Genomic DNA, 20027 nt, shown 5'->3' with positions numbered 1-20027 from the left:
GGGTGGACCCTAGCAAGATCATTCTCAGCGGGTGCCTCCCGAATCTCGCGAACAGAGCCACCCGGGAATACCGCAACTCCCAAATAACGGCTCTCCCCCTGTCCACGGGCACCCGGACGGGGGTTCCGATGCCCGGAGCGCACGTGCCCGGTGACGGCAGCACATGCGGTGCGCATAGGCCACGTTGATAAGCACAATCACCCGCACCGTGGCAAATGCGCCTGTTCTCTTTCGAGGGATCGCATCACCCGTATGGATTAAATGTGCTCAAGTCGCGCGAAGGGTGTGCCAGCCGCTGCCTACGGTCGCCGGGTGACGAGCAGCATGCTGGAGCCCCCCGCGCAAACCACCGGCGCACACCGCGCACACCGTCGTGCGCCCCGGCCGACGCTCGGGCAGACCCCGCCCGCGCGGTACGAGCCCCATCTGGACGGGCTGTTCACCTACTGCCTGTCCGTGCTGTGCGACCACGACGCCGCGACGGCCGTGCTCGGCGAGGTCCTGGCGGTCGCCGAGCGGCACCGCGGGCGGGGACCGGCCGAGGAGGAACGGCGGAAGGCGTGGCTGTACGCGCTCGCCCGCTGGGCCTGCCTGCGGGCGCTGGGCGAACAGCGCCGTCGCAGGCGCCAGGGGGCGGGCGCGCACGCGGCGCGTACCGGGAGCCGTGCCGCCGGCGCCCAGGCGCCGGAGCGGCAGGAAGAGACCCCGGTGTCCCCGGAGACCGAGGACCGGCACCGGGCGGAGCTCGCCCGGCTGGCCTGGCCCGAGGCCGCGGGCACCACCCCCGAACAGCGCGAGGCACTGGAACTGGCCGTACGGCACCGGCTCGGTTACCGGGACGTCGCCGCCGTGCTCGGGATGGAGGCGGCCACCGCGCGAGAACTGCTCTCGTCCGCCGCCTGTGAGGTGGAGCGCACCCGTGCCGCGCTCGCCGTCGTCGAGACCGGGAACTGCCCCTCCGTCGCCCGGCTCACCGAGGACCGCCGGGTGCTGCTCTCCGCCGCGCTGCGGCGCGAGCTCGTCCGCCACGTCGACGACTGCCCGCGCTGCCGCAGAGCGGCCGAGCGCGCCGGCGCCGCGGGACCGTGGCCGGGCTCGACCGTCACCCCCGCCGCGCTCCCGCTGGTCGTCGCACCCCGCGCCGAGGCGCACGCGGCGATGCTGCACGTCCCGCGCGCCCGCGCCGCCGCGCCCCGCTTCGGCCGCGACGGCTTCCCCCTGGACCCCAAGGACCACGCCGCGCGGCGCGGCCGGCTGCGGGCCCGCGCCGTCACCACCACCGTGGTCGCGACCGTCGTCGCCGCGCCCGTGCTCGCCCTCTGGGCGGCCTACCGGGGTGCCCCGCTGACCGGCGAGGCGCGCGACGGCTCCTCGGTCTCCGCGAGCGAGGCCGACGAACCGCAGTCCCTGGGCGGTATGCCGTACGACCGCTACGAGAACGCCGGCAATGCGCGTCGGGAGGGTCCGGATCCCCGGGTCGCGGACGGCCTGCCGGGCCCGGGGACCGGGGGAGTCACCGTCGAGGTGATCAGCCCCGGCGTCCCTCCCGGCGCCGCGGCGGCGGGACACGGTTCCGGCCGGCTCTCCGTCGAGGCACGGCCCTACGGCGAGGCCACGATGCTGACCCTCACCGCCTCCGGCGGCGCACCGGTCTCCTGGTCCCTGTGGACGGACGCGCCATGGCTGTACGCCGACCGCACCACCGGCAAGCTGGCTCCGGGGGAGTCGGTCGTCGTCCGTGTCCACGTGGACCACGCGGCAGAGCCGGCCGGTCCCTGGAGCGCCCGTGTCGGTATCGACCCCGCCGGAACGGTCCTGCAGATCCGGGGCCAGGGAACGCCGCAGACCCCGCCGCCGTCGTCCGAGCCTCCGCCGTCGGAGCCCCCGCCGTCCACGGAGCCCCCGCCCTCGACGGAACCGCCGCCGTCGTCCGAGCCTCCGCCGTCGGAGCCGCCGCCGTCCTCGGAGCCGCCACCTTCGTCGGAACCGCCGCCCGCCTCGGAGCCGCCGCCGTCCTCGACCGACCCGTCTCCGCCGCCGCTGAGCGAGGCCCCGGCCACGCCCGGCTGACGAAGCGTTTCTCCCGTCACCGGGAGCGCGAGGTGCTGTGCTCCCGGGGGGCCGCCCTGCAGGGGCCGCCGCCGCGACACCGTCCGGGAGCAGCGGCCCCGCGCCGTGCGGCCGAGGTCGGGTGTCCGCCCGGCCGGGGAACGCGGGCGGCCGCGGTCATACGCTCCGCCACGACCGCGACTTCCCGCAGGAGCGGCGGGCCCGAGGCCGCCGGCGCGGCGGTCGGAGCGCGAACCGCCTGCGCGGGACGGCCCTCAGACGGGATCCGCCGGGTGCGGAGCCACCAGGGGCAGCTGCGAGGCCAGCCGCGCCTCGCACAGCTCCACGAGCACGTCGTACGCGTCCTTGCCCATCAGCTCGGTCAGTTCGGGCCGATAGGTGACGTAGACCGGATCGCCCGCACCGTGCGCCGAGGTCGCCGACGTGCACCACCAGTGCAGGTCATGGCCCCCGGGGCCCCAGCCCCTGCGGTCGTACTCGCCGATCGAGACCTGGAGGACCCGCGTGTCGTCGGGCCGCTCGATCCAGTCGTACGTGCGGCGGATCGGCAGCTGCCAGCAGACGTCGGGCTTGGTCTCCAGCGGCTCCTTGCCCTCCTTGAGCGCCAGGATGTGCAGGGAGCAGCCCACGCCGCCCGCGAAGCCCGGTCGGTTCTGGAAGATGCAGGAGCCCTTCCAGCGCCGCGTCTGCCGGTCCCCGTCCTCGTTGACCTCGGCCCAGCCCGACGCACGGCCGACGTCGTGGAACTCCCAGAGCTCGGGGGTGAGACGTGCCACATGCTCGGCGACCCGCTTCTCGTCGTCCTCGTCGGAGAAGTGCGCGCCGAGCGTGCAGCAGCCGTCGTCCGCCCGGCCCGCCTGGATGCCCTGGCAGCCGCTGCCGAAAATGCAGTTCCAGCGCGAGGTCAGCCAGGTCAGATCGCAGCGGAAGATCTGTTCGTCGTCCGCCGGGTCCGGGAACTCGACCCAGGCCCGCGCAAAGTCCAGGCCCTTCTCGTCCGGTTCGGCGTCCGGAGGGCGGTGAGAGTTGACGGTGGGCTTCTTCGGCTCGGCTTTGTCCGGCTTCGCCTTTTTCGTCTTTGGCACGACTCCAGCGTATGCGCGTCGCCGCAGTAGCGTTCCGTACATGAGACTCGGAGTCCTCGACGTCGGTTCGAACACAGTGCACCTTCTGGTGGTGGACGCCCACCCCGGCGCCCGGCCGCTGCCCGCCCACTCCCACAAGGCGGAGCTGCGCCTGGCGGAGCTGCTCGACGGCGACGGGGCCATCGGCCCCGACGGCGTCGACCGGCTGATCGGCACGCTCAACGACGCCCTTCAGGCCGCCGAGGACAAGGGCTGCGAGGACGTGCTGCCGTTCGCGACCTCCGCGGTGCGGGAGGCCGCCAACGCCGACGACGTCCTGTCGCGGGTGAAGGCGGTGACCGGAATCGACCTCCAGGTCCTCACCGGCGACGAGGAGGCCCGGCTGACGTTCCTGGCCGCCCGCCGCTGGCTCGGCTGGTCGGCGGGCAAGCTGCTGGTGCTCGACATCGGCGGCGGCTCGCTGGAGATCGCCTGCGGGATCGACGAGGACCCGGACATCGCCGTCAGCCTGCCGCTCGGCGCCGGCCGGCTGACCGCGGGGATGCTGCCCGGCGACCCGCCCGACCCGGAGGACGTGCGCGGGCTGCGCCGCCATGTACGGGCACAGATCGCCCGTACGGTCGGCGAGTTCAACCGGCTCGGCCGGCCGGACCACGTCGTCGCCACCTCCAAGACCTTCAAGCAGCTCGCCCGGATCGCCGGAGCCGCCCGCTCCGCCGAGGGTGTGTACACCCAGCGCGAACTGAGTCGGAAGTCACTGGAGGAGTGGGTTCCGAAGCTCGCCGCGATGACGGCCGCCCAGCGTGCCAGTCTGCCCGGCGTCTCCGAGGGCCGGGCCGGCCAGCTGCTGGCAGGAGCGCTGGTCGCGGAGGGTGCGATGGACCTCTTCGGCGTCGACGAGCTGGAGATCTGCCCCTGGGCGCTCCGCGAGGGTGTGATCCTGCGGCGGCTGGATCACCTCCCCACCCTCTGATGCGGGCCCGTAATCTGTCCCTCGTGGCAGAACCAGTGGTGCGCATCCCGGATGCGAAGGTCGCCCTGTCGACGGCCTCCGTGTACCCGGAGTCGACGGCGACGGCCTTCGAGATCGCCGCGCGCCTCGGCTACGACGGCGTCGAGGTCATGGTCTGGACCGACCCGGTCAGCCAGGACATCGAGGCGCTGCGCCGGCTCTCGGACTATCACGAGGTGCCGATACTGGCCGTCCACGCGCCGTGCCTGCTCATCACCCAGCGCGTCTGGTCCACCGATCCCTGGGTGAAGCTCCAGCGCGCCCAGGCGGCCGCCGAGAAGCTCGGCGCGTCCACGGTCGTCGTCCATCCGCCGTTCCGCTGGCAGCGGCAGTACGCCCGGGACTTCGTCTCCGGCATCTGGCGGATGGCGAACGAGACGGACGTGCGCTTCGCCGTCGAGAACATGTACCCGTGGCGCTACCGGGACCGCGAGATGCTCGCCTACGCGCCGGACTGGGACGTCACCAAAGAGGACTACCGGCACTTCACGATCGACCTGTCGCACACGGCGACGTCCCGTACGGACACCCTCGCGATGGTCGACCGGATGGGCGACCGGCTCGGCCATGTCCACCTCGCGGACGGCAAGGGCTCGGCGAAGGACGAGCACCTGGTGCCGGGGCGCGGCGACCAGCCGTGCGCGGAACTGCTGGAGCACCTGGCAGGCAGCGGCTTCGACGGCCATGTCGTGATCGAGGTCAACACCCGGCGGGCGATGTCGGCCGCGGAGCGCGAGGCCGACCTCGCGGAGGCGCTGGCCTTCACCCGGCTCCACCTGGCCTCGGCGAACGCGCCGTCCCAGGGTGGTCTCCCCGGCACGGCGGGTCCGGGCCGATCATGACCGGCGGGGCGCCCAGGCGGCGCGGCCGGCCCGCCCGAACCGAGGCGGAGACCGGTCCCGGCGCCCGGGAGCGGATCCTCGAAGCGGCCCGCACGGAGTTCGCCGAGCGCGGTTACGACAAGACCTCCGTCCGGGGAATCGCCAAGGCCGCGGGGGTCGACGCAGCTCTCGTCCACCACTACTTCGGCACCAAGGACGAGGTCTTCGCGGCCGCCATCGAGGTCTCCTTCGAGCCGGCCCTGGTGGTGCCGGCGATCCTCGGCGAGGGCAAGGACGGCGTCGGCGAGCGGCTGGCCCGCTACTTCATCGGGGTGTGGGAGAACCCGGTGACGCGCGCCCCGCTGCTCGCGATCCTCAGGTCCGCGCTGACGCACGAGGCGGCGGCCAAGGTGCTGCGCGGCTTCGTCCTGCGGCGGATGCTGGAGCGGATCGCGGCCGACCTGGACGTACCGGACCCGAAGTTCCGGGCCGAGCTGGCCGCCTCGCACATGATCGGCATCGCCATCCTGCGGTACGTGGTCCAGGTGGAGCCGCTGGCCACCGTGGATCCGGAGGAGATCGTCGCCATGGTCGCGCCGACGCTGCAGAGGTACCTCACCGCGGCCTGAGTCCCGGCCGTGAGCCGGTCGGCCCGGTCCGGGGCGAGGGCACACGGGCTGCGCGCGCTTCCGCGCCCCGGGACCGCGCCCGGACCCGAGCGCTCGTCCGGCCCGTATCCGGGCGGTGCGGTCCGGGTACGGAGGGGGCGCGGGACCACGGCCCGCTGCCGCCTCCCCGATGGGAGCCGGGCCGTCGCGTGCGGCGCGGCGGCGGCCGGTCAGGCTGCGGTCCGGCTGGGGGCTTGACCGAAACGCGGACCTCTGTCCCGCATTCCGGACAAGACGTCCAGATCTTGGAGCATCGGCGTACGCTCGAGAAAGCCAGAACTGTCTGAAGGAGCGAGCGACGATGCCCGAGCTGAGGTCCCGCACAGTCACCCACGGCCGCAATATGGCGGGCGCCCGCGCCCTTATGCGGGCCTCCGGCGTAGCCGGTGCGGACATCGGCAAGCCGGTCGTCGCGGTCGCCAACTCCTTCACGGAGTTCGTCCCCGGGCACACCCATCTCGCCCCGGTCGGCCGGATCGTCTCGGACGCGATCCTGGCCGCGGGCGCGGTGCCCCGCGAGTTCAACACGATCGCGGTCGACGACGGCATCGCGATGGGCCACGGCGGCATGCTCTACTCGCTGCCGTCGCGCGACCTCATTGCCGACTCCGTGGAGTACATGGTCGAGGCGCACTGCGCCGACGCCCTGATCTGCATCTCCAACTGCGACAAGATCACCCCGGGCATGCTGATGGCCGCCATGCGGCTCAACATCCCGGCGGTCTTCGTCTCCGGCGGCCCGATGGAGGCCGGCCAGGCCACCCTCGTCGACGGCACGGTCCGCAAGCTCGACCTGATCAACGCCATCGTCGACTCGGTCAACGAGAACGTCTCGGACGAGGACGTGCTGCGGATCGAGGAGAACGCCTGTCCGACCTGCGGCTCCTGTTCCGGCATGTTCACCGCCAACTCGATGAACTGCCTGACCGAGGCCATCGGCCTGTCCCTGCCCGGCAACGGATCGGTCCTCGCCACCCACACCGCCCGCCGCGCGCTGTACGAGAACGCGGGCCGCACGGTCGTCGAGATCACCAAGCGCTACTACGAGGAGGGCGACGAGTCCGTCCTCCCGCGCAACATCGCCACCCGCGAGGCCTTCGAGAACGCCATGGCCCTCGACATCGCCATGGGCGGCTCGACGAACACGATCCTGCACCTGCTCGCCGCCGCCCAGGAGGCGGAGCTCGACTACGACCTGACCGACATCGACGCGGTCTCGCGCCGTGTGCCGTGCCTGGCCAAGGTCGCCCCCAACGTCGCCCCGGGCGGCACGTACTACATGGAGGACGTCCACCGGGCCGGCGGGATCCCCGCCATCCTCGGCGAGCTCTACCGGGGCGGACTGCTGAACGAGGACGTCCACACCGTCCACTCGGCGTCGCTGGCCGAGTGGCTCAAGACCTGGGACGTCCGCGGCGGCTCCCCGTCCGCCGAGTCCGTCGAGCTGTGGCACGCGGCCCCCGGCTGCGTCCGCTCCGCCACCGCGTTCTCGCAGTCCGAGCGCTGGGAGTCGCTGGACGTCGACGCCGAGGGCGGCTGCATCCGCTCCGTCGAGAACGCCTACTCCAAGGACGGCGGCCTCGCCGTGCTCAGGGGCAACATCGCCGAGGACGGCTGCGTCGTGAAGACGGCGGGCGTCGACGAGTCGATCTGGACCTTCGAGGGCCCGGCCGTCGTCTGCGAGTCGCAGGACGAGGCCGTCGACAAGATCCTCTCCAAGGTGATCAAGGAGGGCGACGTCGTCGTCATCCGCTACGAGGGCCCGCGCGGCGGCCCCGGCATGCAGGAGATGCTCTACCCGACCTCCTTCCTGAAGGGCCGCGGCCTGGGCAAGGCCTGCGCGCTCGTCACCGACGGCCGCTTCTCCGGCGGCACGTCGGGCCTGTCCATCGGCCACGCCTCTCCGGAGGCCGCGTCCGGCGGAGCCATCGCCCTCGTCGAGGACGGCGACCGCATCCGCATCGACATCCCGAACCGCTCGATCGAGCTCCTCGTCGACGACGCCACGCTCGCCGCCCGCCGCGAGGCCCTGGGCGGCGTCTATGCCCCGAAGAACCGCGAGCGCAAGGTCTCCGCGGCGCTGCGGGCGTACGCGGCGATGGCGACGAGCGCGGACAAGGGCGCGGTGCGGGACGTGGACAGGCTCGGCTGACCACACCGGTTCGCTGCGGCAGCCCCGTCGGCCTCGGGCCGGTGGGGCTTCGCCGTGTCCGGCTGCCCGGTGGCTGCCCGGTGGGCTTTGCGGTGTCCGGTCGTGCGCCGGGGCGTTCGCGTCTGCCCGTCTGCCCGTCTGCCCGTCTGCCCGTCTGCCCGTCCGTCCGTCCGGCGGTGGCCCGGTCGTGTCCGGCCGCCTACCAGCGTCCCGGGTCGGCGGCGTCCACGGCGAACACGGTGCCGTCGGGCGCGGTCGCGAAGACCTTGCCGGAGGCGGTGGCGGGTGCCGGCAGAGCGGACGTGTAGGTGGAGCGTCCCGAGTTCATCCGCGGATCCGTCTGACCGAGCAGCACACCGCGTTCCGCGTCGACGGCCAGGAGCCGCCCGTCGGCTCCGCTCAGATAGATCCGGTCTCCGTCGACGACCGGTCGCGAGGACTGGGCCACGTACGTCTCCAGCCGCCAGCGCTGACCGCCTCCGGCCGCGGTGTCCACGGCGAGCAGCGATCCTCCCGTCCCCGCCAGGTAGACCGTGCTGCCGGCCACGGCGGCCTGGGCCTGGTCGACGTCGACGGGCAGCGGGACACGACGAACCCCGCGAGTGTTCGTGTCGAGGCGCACGACGGCCGTGGTGAAGTCGTCGGAGTCGGCGGCCAGGAGGAAGAGCGCCCCTTCCGAGGCCGACGGCACCGGGGACAGCGAGCCGGTCAGCCGCTTCTCCCAGCGCACCGAGCCGTCACGCGTCGCGATAACCCGGACGAGTGTGCCGGCGCCGTCGGCACCGGGGGTGACCGCGAAGACCGTTCCCGAACCGCGCGGGCCCGGCGCCCACTGCGTGCCCGGTGCGCCCCGTCGCTTCCGCCACAGCTCCTCGCCGGTCGTGCCGTCCAGGGCCCGTACGTTCCCGTCAGCGCCCGCCAGCAGGACGCACCCTTCGGCGTGGCCGACCGTCGCGTACGGACCGATGGCCGCGGTCCAGCGCGTGGCGCCCGATTCCGGGTCGAGGGCTTCGAGGCGCTGTCCACCGGCCGTGGTGACGTGCAGCAGACCGCCCGAGAGCACCGGGGTCCTGGCCTCGTAACCCGCGTCTCCCTCCGGCCCCGCACCGGCTCCGGAGCCCACGGACCCGCGCGTCCACACCGGTTTGCCGTCGAGCGCGGCGAGGCGGGTCGCCATGACGCCCGGCGCCGCGCAGTAGAGGGCCCCGCCGTGGGACGAACACGCGGCCGTCCGCAGGGAGTCGGAGCCCTTCGAGAGGGAGGTCTGCCAGCCGGTGAAGGCAGGCTCGCCGCGGTGGGCGACCGGCGCGCCGGCGGCGCGGGCGCCGTCGTGCGCCGCCATGCGGATGCCTGCGTACGCGCCGGCGAGCAGACCGACGAGGAGGCTGCCGACGGCGGCGTACCGGACGAGGCGCCGACGCGGCCGGGCGGCCGGTCCGGGCTCTTCCTCCTCGGCGGGGCCGGGGCCCCGGCCCGTCGGCTGTCGTTCGTCCGCCGGTACTCGCTGCACCGGTATGAACGCCGTCGCCACCTCCCCCACCGGGGTGCGCAGCTCGGCCATCACCTCGTCCGGCGCGGGCCGTTCGGCGGGGTCCTTGGCCAGGCAGCGGGCCAGGAGCGGGGCCAGCTCCTCGGGTACTCCGGTCAAGTCGGGCTCGTTGTGTACGACTTGGTAGGCGACGATGTACGGACTGCCGGAGTCGAAGGGCCCCCGTCCCGTCGCCGCGTGGACCAGGACCGCGCCCAGCGCGAACAGGTCGGCCGCGGGGCCGACGTCCCGCGGCCGCTGGAACTGCTCCGGAGCCATGAACGGCGGGGTGCCGATCAACTTCCCGGTCTCCGTGCGCAGATCGCTGTCCGAGGGCCGGGAGATGCCGAAGTCGATGACCTTCGGGCCGTCGGCCGCGAGCAGCACGTTGCTCGGCTTGAGATCGCGGTGGACGACACCCGCGCGGTGGATGTCGCGCAGTGCCTCCGCGAGCCCGGCGCCCACCCTGCGCAGCTCGTCGACGCTCAACGGCCCGTTCCGCTTGACGCGTTCGGCCAGCGTCGGTCCCTCGATGAACAGCGTCGCCATCCAAGGGCGCCCCGCTGCCGGGTCGGCATCCACGACGGGCGCGGTGAAGGCACCGCTCACCCTGCGGGCGGCGGCCACTTCCTGCCGGAAACGAGCCCTGAACTCCGGGTCCGTGGCGTGTTCCGCATGGACGACCTTGATGGCGAGACGCAGTCCGGACGCCGAAGTGGCCAGATGTACGACACCCATACCGCCCGATCCCAGACACCGCTCGAGGCGGTACTGCCCGGCGTACTCAGGATGTTCCGCTTCCGGGACAGGCCCGGTGCTGCGCAGCGGCGGCATCGTCCACCCCCGTGTTCTCTGTCCGCAAGCGCGACTCACGGAGCCTAGTCGATGGCGCGTACGAGTCGGTGGGGGCTTGCTAGCCTGCGGGGCGCAAGCATGACTTTCGGACCGCGGGGGAGGCCGTCATGGCCGTCGAAGGAATCGAAGGCGTGGAAGAGGCGGAGCCCGAGGCGCTCGCCGAACCGCGCGCCGCGAGACGCTACGCGGTCGCCCCCGGCTACCGCGTGAACGTCCGCAGCGGGCCCGGTACTCAGTACCAGGTCGTCAGAGTGCTGCAGTACGGCGCACGTGTGCCGATCAACTGCCAGAAGCCGGGGGAGAGGGTGACGGGCCCGTACGGCACGTCGAACCTGTGGGACAACATCGCCAACGGCCAGTTCGTGTCCGACGCCTATGTGAACACGGGCACCGACGGCTACGTCGCCGTCCGCTGCGCCTGACCGGGCACCTGGACCCTCCGCTGCGCCTGACCCTCCGCTGCACCTGGACCTCCGCTGTGCCTGACCGGGCACCTGGACCCTCCGCTGCGCCTGACCCTCCGCTGTGCCTGACCGGGCACCTGGACCTCCGCTGTGCCTGACCGGGCACCTGCCCCGGTGCGGACCGGCGGCGACGCGGCTCCTCGCGGACGGGCCCGGTCCGGGGCGCTCGGTGAGCCCGGCGGCCGCGGCCGCTCCGCCCGGTGATCGGGTCGGCCACCCGCCGGCGGCCGCGGTGCCTTCGTCTCATGTCGGCAGCGTGCCCGCGTTCCGGCGACCACGGTCGCTCCGCTCGGCAAGCGGCGCCCGGCGCGTCCCGTGTCGGCGCCCGGCGTCGGCACCCGGCTCAACGTCCGCAGCGGGATCCGGCGCCTTCCACGAACCGGCGAGGTGCTGCGGTACCGGTCGAGCCCGCCGACCGATGCCGGTGGCGGGGCGGGGCGGTCACCGGTTCGTACGGTGCGTGGAACCTGGCGGATGCGGTGCAGGTGGCCCGGGCGGGGACGGTCACCGGCGCTCACGGCGCGTCGATGCTGCGGGACGAGATCGCAGGCGGCCGGTTCCTCTCCGGCACCAGGGCGGAGGCGGGCGGCAACGGGCCATCACGCCGTGAGCTGTCCCACCGCCGGGCCGCACAACTGGGCAACCGGCCTGCGCTCCCGCGACCGCGCTCCGGTGACCCTCGGCCGAGCACCGGGCGCGGCGTCTCCACCGTCTGCGTGACGTCGTTCGCGCAGACCACGGGAGTGGGCGCCGTCGTCTCCGCTGCCGAGTACTCCGCGGCGAAACGCGACCGCCTCAGCTGCCCGCCGCGCCTCCTGCCCGCGGCGGCCGCGGGACAACGCCGTCCGTGTCGGGTAATCGCCGTCGCCGTTGCCCCGGGGCCGCCCGGCGGGCCCGTCGACGGCGGGGCCCGGTGGACGGTGCTCGGGCCGCTCGGGACACGGGGCCGGGCCGCGTGCCCGCGCGGGTGCCCCGGCCGAGCGCCGGGGCCGTGGGCGGCCGGGGATAATCGGGTGCGTGAGCGAGAACCGTGAAGACAGCCCCCACCGCAGCCGAACCCCCGGCTCCGCTCCCGGACCCGGCGGCGACTCGGGCGCCGGGAGCAGTGGCCGCGTCGGGCCGCAGCCCGAGGAGATCAGGTTCTTCGGCACCACCTGGCTCCACCACGACGGCGGATACGTCCTGCGTCGCGTCGCCGTCGCGGCCGGTTCGCTCGCCGCGGCGGTCGCCGGATGCCTCGTCCTGCGGTTCGCCTACCAGGGCCTGGAGACCGCCCGGGTCGGCGGCTTCGTCAACCTGCTCGTGATCGTGACCTTCGCGGTGTGCAGCGCCATCGCCTTCCGCAAGACCTGGGAGGGCTTCTCGCGCCGCCCGGCCGACCCCGCGCGCGACGAGTCCCTGCGCAGCCTGCGGATGATCGGATTCATCGGAGCGCTGCTCGCCTACTTCTTCCGCTCGCTCACCGAAGCGCCGGGGGAGAAGCTGCGGCGCGGGGAGTACGAGTCGGCCGTCACCCAGTACGAGAAGCGCCGCGGCGCACGCACCGGGAACCCGGCGGCCCGCAAGAAGCCCAAGCGCAAATGACCGCGCCGCGTCATGATGGGGCGCATGACGCACGCGGTACAGCGGCCGGGGCCTGACGCCCACGGCCACCGCTTCCCGTTCGAGTCCGTCGCCGACCAGTACGAGGCGGCCCGCCCCGGCTATCCGCCCGCCCTCCTCGACGCGATCGAGGAACTGACCGGAAGACCCCTTCAGGGCTCCCGCGTCGTCGACGTGGGCGCGGGGACCGGCATCGCCACCCGTCTGCTGCGCGACCGCGGCGCGCGCGTCGTCGCCGTCGAACCCGGCCCCGCCATGGCCGGGGTGCTGAGCCGCGTGCTCCCCCGCGTCCCACTGGTGCGGGCGCTGGGCGACGCCCTGCCGTTCGCGGGTGGCAGCGCGGACCTCGTCACATACGCCCAGTCCTGGCACTGGACCGATCCCGCCCGCTCGGTGCCCGAGGCCCTGCGCGTCCTCGCCCGCCCGCACGGCGCACTGGCGCTCTGGTGGAACGTGCCGGACCCCGACGTGACCTGGACCCGGGAGCAGGAGGCACGGCTGGCCCGCCGCCTCCCCGGGTACCACGCACACGGGGTCACGGACGAGGCCGCCCGTATCGTCCGCGGACTGTGCCCCGCACTCGCGCCCGTGTTCCGCCGGCTGCACTGGACGCGCCGGATCCCGCTCGACACCCACCTCGCACATCTCGGCAGCCGTTCGTCCTTCGCTGCGCTCGGGCCCGGAGAGGCCGCGGCCGTGCTGGCCGACGAGCGCGCCCTGCTGCTGGAACTCTTCCCCGACGGCGCGGTGGAAGAGGCGTTCGCCGTTGATCTGACCGTCACCGTCGCCTCCTCCTGACCGTCTCCTCCCGGTCCTCCCGTGAGGGAGTCGCCAGACGGGCGACGGCGGGTCAGGCGCATGGGCGACTCGTCGGCGGACTCGGAAGGCGACGGACGGCCTGCCCGCACGCGGGCCTCCAGGGCAGCCCGGGTTGGGTCGCGGTCCTCGCGGCCTGCCGAAGGCATCGGGCCCGCCGCCGAACTCGCCGAGTCCCAGGGCCAGTGGCGCGTGGGCGGTACTTCCCGTGCCTCTCGCAACGCGCGCGGGGTCGCGTCCTTGGCCGCCTGCTGTCACGGGGCGTACGGATCGAGGAGGGCCGACGGATCGTCGCCCCCGGGGACGTCGGCGCCGACGAAGTGGGCCGGGCGGCGGTCTTGACTGCCCCGAACACCGAACCTGCCGCCGCCGGTCTCCCGCTCGCCTCCTCGGTGTCGCGCCCGGGGTCGCCGGGCCCAGCGCTCGCCCGCGCACTCCGTGCGTACGTCGCGGGAGACGAGCCACGGCAGGTTCACCGAGGCCGGGCCCGCCGCGCATGGTTCGTCGATCGACCGGGACCCTGTGAGCCCGCACAACGCCTCGTCGATCGTTTCCGAGCTCCGTGGGCCCGAGCCGCGGCTGCTGGACCTCCGCTTCCCGGCCCGGTGCATGAACCTCCGCCGCCAGGACGCACGGGTCCGGTGCACCCCCACCTCCACAACGAGCCGTGCGACCGGCTTCTGACGGGGCGTCCGGCCTGTCGTGGCAGTGAGGCGGCCGTCCGCTCCGCCGCCGGCCTCTCGGGCCGGCCGCCCGTCGTCCCCGGGCCGTCCCGCTGACACCGGGCATGTCGTGACGGCGCGTCCCGCATCTTGACGCCAACCCCCTCCGGATGGATTATTCATCGCATGATGAATAATCCGCCGGAGGGCACTCCGGCACCGGCCGTCCATGCGCGCTCCCTCACCGTCGTGCGCGGTTCCCGTCCCGTCCTGCGCAACCTCGACTTCGACGTGCCGCCGGGTCAGATCACCGGACTCCTCGGGCCCTCAGGCTGCGGCAAGTCCACCCTCATGCGTGCCGTCGTCGGCACCCAGGCCAAGGTCACCGGCACCCTCGACGTCCTCGGCCGGCCCGCCGGCCACGCCGCGCTGCGCTCACGCATCGGCTACGTCACCCAGGCTCCCTCCGTCTACGACGATCTGACCGTCCGCCAGAACCTGGACTACTTCGCCGCGGTCCTCGACCCCGGCCGCGCCGCCGCAGAACGCCGCCGGCGCCATGTCTCCCAGGCCCTCGCCGACGTGGACCTGGCCGCGCACGCCGGGGACCTCGCAGGAAGGCTCTCCGGCGGCCAGCGCAGCCGCGTCTCCCTCGCCGTGGCCCTCCTCGGCGCACCCGAACTGCTCGTGCTCGACGAACCGACCGTCGGCCTCGACCCGGTCCTGCGCCGCGACCTGTGGGACCTCTTCCACCGCATCGCCGCCGAACGCGGCACCACGATCCTGGTCTCCTCGCACGTCATGGACGAGGCCGAGCGCTGCCACCGGCTCCTCCTGCTGCGCGAAGGCGAACTCCTCGCCGACGACACCCCCGAAGCCCTCCGCCGCCGCAACGACACCGCCACCGTCGAGGACGCCTTCCTCCACCTCGTCGACACGGCCAACGCCCTCCAGGAGACCGCCCGATGAACGCCCACACGACACCCACGACCGTGCCCGCCACAGTGTCGGCGCCGCGTCTCGCGCACTCCCTGTCCCGCATCCTGGCCACCGCCACCCGGGTTCTGCGGCAACTGCGACACGATCCTCGTTCGATCGCCCTGATGCTGCTGGTCCCCTGCCTGATGCTCTTCCTGCTGCGCTACGTCTTCGACGGCAGCCCGCAGACGTTCGACGCCATCGGCGCCTCGCTGCTCGGCATCTTCCCGCTGATCACGATGTTCCTGATCACCTCCATCGCCACCCTGCGCGAGCGCACCTCCGGCACCCTCGAACGCCTGCTCGCCATGCCCCTCGGGAAGGCCGACCTCATCGCCGGCTACGCCCTGGCCTTCGGTCTGCTGGCCGTCGTCCAGTCCGCCCTCGCGACCGGGCTCGCGGTCTGGTTCCTCGGCCTCGACGTCGTCGGATCCGCCTGGCTGCTGCTTCTGGTCGCGCTGCTGGACGCGCTGCTCGGCACCGCCCTCGGCCTGTTCGTCTCCGCCTTCGCCGCATCCGAGTTCCAGGCGGTCCAGTTCATGCCGGCCGTGATCTTCCCCCAGCTCCTCCTCTGCGGCCTCTTCACCGCCCGCGACAACATGCAGCCCGTCCTCGAAGGCATCTCGAACGTGCTGCCCATGTCGTACGCCGTCGACGGCATGAACGAGGTCCTCCGCCACACCGACGTCACCGCCGACTTCCTCCGCGACGTCCTCGTCGTCTCCGCCTGCGCCCTCCTCGTCCTCTCCCTGGGCGCGGCCACCCTCCGCCGCCGCACCGCGTGACCGCACCTCGGACAGCGCCGACATCACCGCAGACCCGGTGCAAGGATGTCCATGTCCGTGGAAGAACCCGGGAGCGACCGGCCACGGACACGGACGACCCCACGTGCACACGCACCACCCCGGCGAGGTGACCCGCATGACCCAGACAGTCGCAGTCCTCGGCACCGGCAAGATCGGCGAGGCCCTGCTCAGCGGCATGATCCGGGCCGGGTGGCCCGTCTCGGCCCTGCTGGTCACCGCCCGCCGGGCCGACCGTGCCGAGGAACTCCGCACCCGTTACGGCGTCGAAGCCGTCACCAACGCGGACGCCGCCAAGCGGGCCGACACCCTCATCCTGGCCGTCAAGCCCCAGGACATGAACAGGCTCCTCGACGAGCTCGCCCCCCATGTCTCGGCCGATCGCCTTGTGATCAGCGCAGCCGCCGGCATCACCACCGCCACGATCGAGAGCCGGCTCGCCCCCAACACCCCCGTTGTCCGTGTCATGCCCAACACACCCGTCCTCGTCGACGAGGGCATGTCCGTGATCTCGGGTGGCAGCCACGCCACCGCCGAGCACCTGGCCCACACCGAGGAGATCTTCGGCGGTGTCGGCAAGACCCTTCGGGTCCCCGAGTCCCAGCAGGACGCCGCCACCGCCCTCTCGGGCTCCGGCCCGGCCTACTTCTACTTCCTTGTCGAGGCCATGACCGACGCCGGTATCCTCCTCGGTCTGCCCCGGGCGCAGGCGCACGACCTGATCGTCCAGGCCGCCATCGGTGCCGCGGTGATGCTGCGCGACTCCGGCGAGCACCCGGTCAAGCTCCGCGAAGCCGTCACCTCCCCCGCCGGCACCACCATCAACGCCATCCGCGAACTCGAGAACCACGGTGTCCGTGCCGCACTCATCGCCGCGCTGGAAGCGGCACGCGACCGGAGCCGCGAACTCGCCTCAGGCAACGGCTGAAGCCGGGCGACCGCAGAGGCTGCGCGGCCGCAAGGGCTGCGCAGCCGCAGCCGCGAACCCGCATCCGGTCGCCGCCGGGGCAGCCCCTACGGCCGGACGGGCATCCCCTGACGGCCGGAACGGCGCCCTCGACTGCCCCGAACCACCGGTGGACCGCCGCGCCCAGCCGCGGGTCGGCGCTCACTTCCCGGCGGCAGCCACCAGATCGTCCGTCGCCACCACCGTCGCGAACCCGCCGCCGTGCAGCGACACGGCTGTGGCCCGCGCCAGCTCATCGGCCCCCAGACTCCAGCCGAAGGGTCCCGCAAGGTCGAAGGTGTACGTCGCATCCAGCGCGAACAGCACCTCGTACCCCAGGTTCCCGCCCATCCGAGCCGTGGTCTCCGCGCACATGTTGGTCTGGATCCCGGCCACCACGAACTGCCGCACTCCCTGGGACCCGAACCACGCACCCAGATCGGGGGTCCCGTAGAACGCCGAGTTCACGGTCTTCGTCACCAGCAGCTCCGGTCCGCCGCCCTTCCCCCTCCTCTGCTCCACATAGTCCTTGAACTCGTTGCCCGACCGGCCCGACCGCAGCGGAGACCCCGGCTTCGACGAGTCATGCCGTACGAACACGACGGGCCGGCCGCTCGCCTGCCACGCATCGATCAGTGAGGCGATGTTCTCGTCCGCCCCCGGGTTGTTCCGCTGTCCCCAGAAGTCCTCCTCCTCGAATCCCTTCTGCACATCCACGACGACCAGCGCTGCATTCTCTGCGATCTCCATGCCCGCCATGCTGCCCCCGGGACGAAGCCCGCCCCAGAGGCTCAAAAGCCAGCGATCGATGGTTTACTGCCACCATGGCGTCCCCGACGGCAGCACCTCAGCGCATCGCCCTCCTCGCCTTCCCGGGTGTCCGGGCCTTCGACGTCTCCGTCATCAACGAGGTCTGGGGCGTCGACCGCACCGACCGCGGCGTACCTCCCTTCGAGCTCCGCCGCGCCGCCACCGACCGCACACCCGTACCCATGCGCGGCGGTATGAGCCTCACTCCCGATCGCACCCTCGGCTGGCTGCGCCGCGCCGACCTCGTCGTCGTGCCCGGCCTCGACGACCACCTCACCCCCGCCCCCGCACCGGTCCTCGAAGCCCTCCGCCACGTCCACGACCGGGGCACTCCGATCGCCGCACTCTGCGGAGGCGCTTTCACCCTCTCGCAGGCGGGTCTGCTCGACGGCCGCCGCGCGATCACCCACTGGAACCTCACGCACCTCCTCCGCGAGCACCATCCCCGGGTCACCGTCGTTCCCGACGCGCTCTTCCTCCACGACGACAACATGTGGACCTCCGCCGGCACGGCGGCCGGTATCGATCTCTGTCTCCACCTGGTCCGCGTCACCCACGGTGCCGAAGCCGCCGCCGCGATCGCCCGCTCGATGGTCACCGCCCCCTTCCGCACGGGCACCCAGGCCCAGTTCATCGAGCACCCCACTCCCCGTGCCGATCGCGACGCCGACACTCTCGCCGCCGTCCGCGACTACGCCCTCGCCCACCTCGCGGAGCCGCACACCGTTGCCTCACTCGCCACCCGCGCGGGCATGTCGCCCCGCTCCTTCGCCCGTCACTTCCAGGCGACCACCGGCACCACCCCCCTCCACTGGCTCATCACCCAGCGTGTCGCCGCCGCTCAGAAGCTCCTGGAACTCACCGATCACCCCATTCCCGAAGTCGCCCGCCGCACGGGCTTCGGCAGCGAGGTGACCATGCGCCAGCACTTCGCCGGCCACCTCGCCACCAGCCCGCGCGACTACCGGGCCGCCTTCCGTCAGCCGGGCGGAAGCAGCCCGATCGCCCGATAGGCGCGGTCCACCAGAGGACGAGCCAGTCCTCGGGCCCTCGCGGCCCCCGCCCTCAGTACCTCGTCGACGTACGCGGGATCGGCCGCCAGCTCCGCGTGCCGCTTCCGCAAAGGCCTCAGCAACTCCACCACCGCCTCCGCCGTGTCCTTCTTGAGTGCGCCGTACGACTCGTATACACCGGCCAGGCCTTCCGGGTTCCCGTTCTCACAGGCGGCGAGGATCTCCAGCAGATTCGCCACACCGGGCCGGGTGCCGGGGTCGTAGGCGACGTCCCGGCCGCTGTCCGTCACGGCGCGCATGATCTTGCGCCGGACCACGTCCGGATCGTCGAGCAGGTAGACGATGCCCGCCCCGCCGTCCGTGGACTTCCCCATCTTGGACGTCGGGTCCTGCAGGTCCATCACCCGCGCCGCCACCTGGGGATGGACGGCCTTCGGAACGGTGAAGACGTGCCCGTACCGCTGGTTGAACCGGATCGCCAGATCACGCGTCAGCTCCACGTGCTGGGCCTGGTCGTCACCGACAGGCACCTCGTCCGTCGCGTACGCCAGGATGTCCGCCGCCATCAGCACCGGGTACGTGAGCAGGGAGAGCCGGACGCTCTCCCCCGCGGCACGCGCCCGGGCCCCCTTCTCCCTGTACTGGATCATCCGCCGCATCTCGCCGTCCGTGGCCGTGCACTCGAGTACATAGGAGAGCCGGGCGTGCTCGTCCACGTGACTCTGGACGAACACGGTGCACAGCTCAGGGTCCAGTCCCGCGGCCAGCAGCAGGGTCGCCGCCTGCCGGCTGAGTCTGCGAACCCGCGCCGGATCGTGCTCGACGGTGAGGGCGTGCAGGTCCACGATGCTGAACAGTGCGTCGGACCGGTGCTGGTCCGTCTCGGCCCACCGCCGTACGGCCCCGAGGTAGTTCCCCAGCGTCAGATGTCCGGTCGGCTTGACCCCGCTGAAGGTCCGCGTCATGTGTCCGTCTCCCTCTCCTGTCGGAGCCGCCGCCTGCGGCCGCGTTCCCGAGGGAGGAACAAGAACGGCCGCCGAGGCGGCGGCCGTGGATGCGCGCGTGACTGTCGGCCGCCGTCAGGCGGCCCACCACTGAAGGGTGCACGCGTGCGCAGTCATGACCAGAGGGTACGTCGCGGGAGCGAGGTTGACACGCAAATCGCCGATCCGTATAGTCCTTCGGGTTGTCCGACGTGAGCACCGACCCAGGTCGGCCCCGGACAGCCATCCCGCAAGACCCACTCCAAGCGAGCGACACGCTGTCGCCTCGCTTTCCGTGCGCTATTGCGAAATGAGGAATCCGCGTTCGAACGAACGCGCCCCGATTAGCGTCGGGGGCATTGATTCCGCTAAAGTCTCACTCGTCGGAACGGCCCGGCGGCCGGAATGACAACCCCCTCTGACTGGGAATCAGGCCCGAAAGGATCTGATAGAGTCGGAACCGCCGGAAAGGGGAAACGCGAAAGCGGAAGAACGGACCGGCAGCCTGCTCCAGCGGGTGGCGGAAACGGAAATCGGATCTGCTAAGCTGGAAACACCGAAGGGAAGCGCCCGGAGGAAAGCCCCAGAGAATGTTCTGCGGGTGAGTACGAAGGAAGCGTCCGTTCCTTGAGAACTCAACAGCGTGCCAAAAGTCAACGCCAGATATGTTGATAACCCCGTCCATCCGCACGGATGGTCGTGGTTCCTTTGAAAAAACACAGCGAGGACGCTGTGAACCGGGAAGACTATTCCTCTTCC

General features: G+C 72.5%; 16 protein-coding genes. 12 read left to right on the top strand and 4 right to left on the bottom strand.

Annotation, left to right across the window (positions count from 1 at the left end; genetic code table 11):
- Positions 1–324: 324 nt before the first annotated feature.
- Positions 325–2070, top strand: coding sequence for a sigma-70 family RNA polymerase sigma factor (locus tag BLT82_RS30885; protein ID WP_093660817.1), 1746 nt, complete (start codon positions 325–327; stop codon positions 2068–2070).
- A gap of 254 nt (positions 2071–2324) precedes the next feature.
- Here the strand turns inward: BLT82_RS30885 and BLT82_RS30880 are convergent, their stop codons facing one another.
- A complete protein-coding gene (locus BLT82_RS30880) occupies positions 2325–3155 on the bottom strand; it encodes a DUF3109 family protein (protein WP_093660815.1) in 831 nt (276 codons plus the stop codon).
- Positions 3156–3195: 40 nt separating this feature from the next.
- On the opposite strand from BLT82_RS30880, the gene BLT82_RS30875 reads away from it, so the two are divergent.
- From BLT82_RS30875 to ilvD, 4 genes are all read left to right on the top strand, one after another.
- Positions 3196–4128, top strand: coding sequence for a Ppx/GppA family phosphatase (locus BLT82_RS30875; protein ID WP_208868093.1), 933 nt, complete (start codon positions 3196–3198; stop codon positions 4126–4128).
- A 23-nt stretch (positions 4129–4151) separates the two neighbouring features.
- Complete coding sequence (locus BLT82_RS30870) at positions 4152–5009, top strand: sugar phosphate isomerase/epimerase family protein (protein ID WP_093661005.1); 858 nt, start codon at positions 4152–4154, stop codon at positions 5007–5009.
- On the top strand, positions 5006–5617 hold the full coding sequence (locus BLT82_RS30865) for a TetR/AcrR family transcriptional regulator (protein ID WP_093660813.1): 612 nt from the start codon (positions 5006–5008) through the stop codon (positions 5615–5617). The genes BLT82_RS30870 and BLT82_RS30865 overlap by 4 nt, the downstream gene beginning before the upstream one ends.
- A 340-nt stretch (positions 5618–5957) precedes the next feature.
- Entirely contained in the window at positions 5958–7808 is a 1851-nt protein-coding gene (gene ilvD / locus BLT82_RS30860) for a dihydroxy-acid dehydratase (RefSeq protein ID WP_093660811.1), read from the top strand.
- A gap of 199 nt (positions 7809–8007) precedes the next feature.
- Here the strand turns inward: ilvD and BLT82_RS30855 are convergent, their stop codons facing one another.
- Positions 8008–10170, bottom strand: a complete 2163-nt coding sequence (locus BLT82_RS30855) for a serine/threonine-protein kinase (protein ID WP_093660809.1) — start codon at positions 10168–10170, stop codon at positions 8008–8010.
- 128 nt (positions 10171–10298) lie between these two features.
- Here BLT82_RS30855 and BLT82_RS30850 point away from each other — a divergent pair, with 128 nt between their 5' ends.
- The 6 genes from BLT82_RS30850 to proC all read left to right on the top strand — a co-directional run bounded on the left by BLT82_RS30850 (position 10299) and on the right by proC (position 16444).
- Positions 10299–10613 carry an SH3 domain-containing protein gene (locus tag BLT82_RS30850; RefSeq protein ID WP_093660807.1) on the top strand — a complete coding sequence of 105 codons (315 nt, stop codon included), beginning with the start codon at positions 10299–10301 and terminating at the stop codon, positions 10611–10613.
- 1059 nt (positions 10614–11672) lie between these two features.
- Positions 11673–12239 carry a hypothetical protein gene (locus BLT82_RS30845; protein WP_093660805.1) on the top strand — a complete coding sequence of 189 codons (567 nt, stop codon included), beginning with the start codon at positions 11673–11675 and terminating at the stop codon, positions 12237–12239.
- A gap of 24 nt (positions 12240–12263) precedes the next feature.
- Positions 12264–13055 (top strand): class I SAM-dependent methyltransferase, encoded by a 792-nt coding sequence (locus BLT82_RS30840; RefSeq protein WP_093660803.1) that lies wholly within the window; start codon positions 12264–12266, stop codon positions 13053–13055.
- Positions 13056–13921: 866 nt separating this feature from the next.
- Complete coding sequence (locus tag BLT82_RS30830) at positions 13922–14704, top strand: ABC transporter ATP-binding protein (protein WP_404205581.1); 783 nt, start codon at positions 13922–13924, stop codon at positions 14702–14704.
- On the top strand, positions 14701–15498 hold the full coding sequence (locus tag BLT82_RS30825; protein WP_093660799.1) for an ABC transporter permease: 798 nt from the start codon (positions 14701–14703) through the stop codon (positions 15496–15498). Before BLT82_RS30830 ends, BLT82_RS30825 begins: the two co-directional genes overlap by 4 nt.
- Before the next feature lie 136 nt (positions 15499–15634).
- The gene (gene proC / locus BLT82_RS30820) at positions 15635–16444 is read left to right on the top strand and encodes a pyrroline-5-carboxylate reductase (RefSeq protein ID WP_093661001.1); all 810 of its coding nucleotides are present in this window, start codon (positions 15635–15637) and stop codon (positions 16442–16444) included.
- Between the two features lie 180 nt (positions 16445–16624).
- Here the strand turns inward: proC and BLT82_RS30815 are convergent, their stop codons facing one another.
- Entirely contained in the window at positions 16625–17212 is a 588-nt protein-coding gene (locus BLT82_RS30815) for a cysteine hydrolase family protein (protein ID WP_093660999.1), read from the bottom strand.
- A 74-nt stretch (positions 17213–17286) separates the two neighbouring features.
- Here BLT82_RS30815 and BLT82_RS30810 point away from each other — a divergent pair, with 74 nt between their 5' ends.
- On the top strand, positions 17287–18285 hold the full coding sequence (locus tag BLT82_RS30810; protein ID WP_093660797.1) for a GlxA family transcriptional regulator: 999 nt from the start codon (positions 17287–17289) through the stop codon (positions 18283–18285).
- Here BLT82_RS30810 and trpS read toward each other — a convergent pair.
- Entirely contained in the window at positions 18252–19250 is a 999-nt protein-coding gene (gene trpS, locus BLT82_RS30805; RefSeq protein WP_093660795.1) for a tryptophan--tRNA ligase, read from the bottom strand. The genes BLT82_RS30810 and trpS overlap by 34 nt on opposite strands.
- Positions 19251–20027: the final 777 nt, after the last annotated feature.

The sequence above is a fragment of the Streptomyces wuyuanensis genome (assembly GCF_900103455.1).
GTDB lineage: Bacteria > Actinomycetota > Actinomycetes > Streptomycetales > Streptomycetaceae > Streptomyces > Streptomyces wuyuanensis.
The sequence above is the reverse complement of the archived record's forward strand: the minus strand, read 5'-3'. Positions and strand labels throughout refer to the sequence as shown.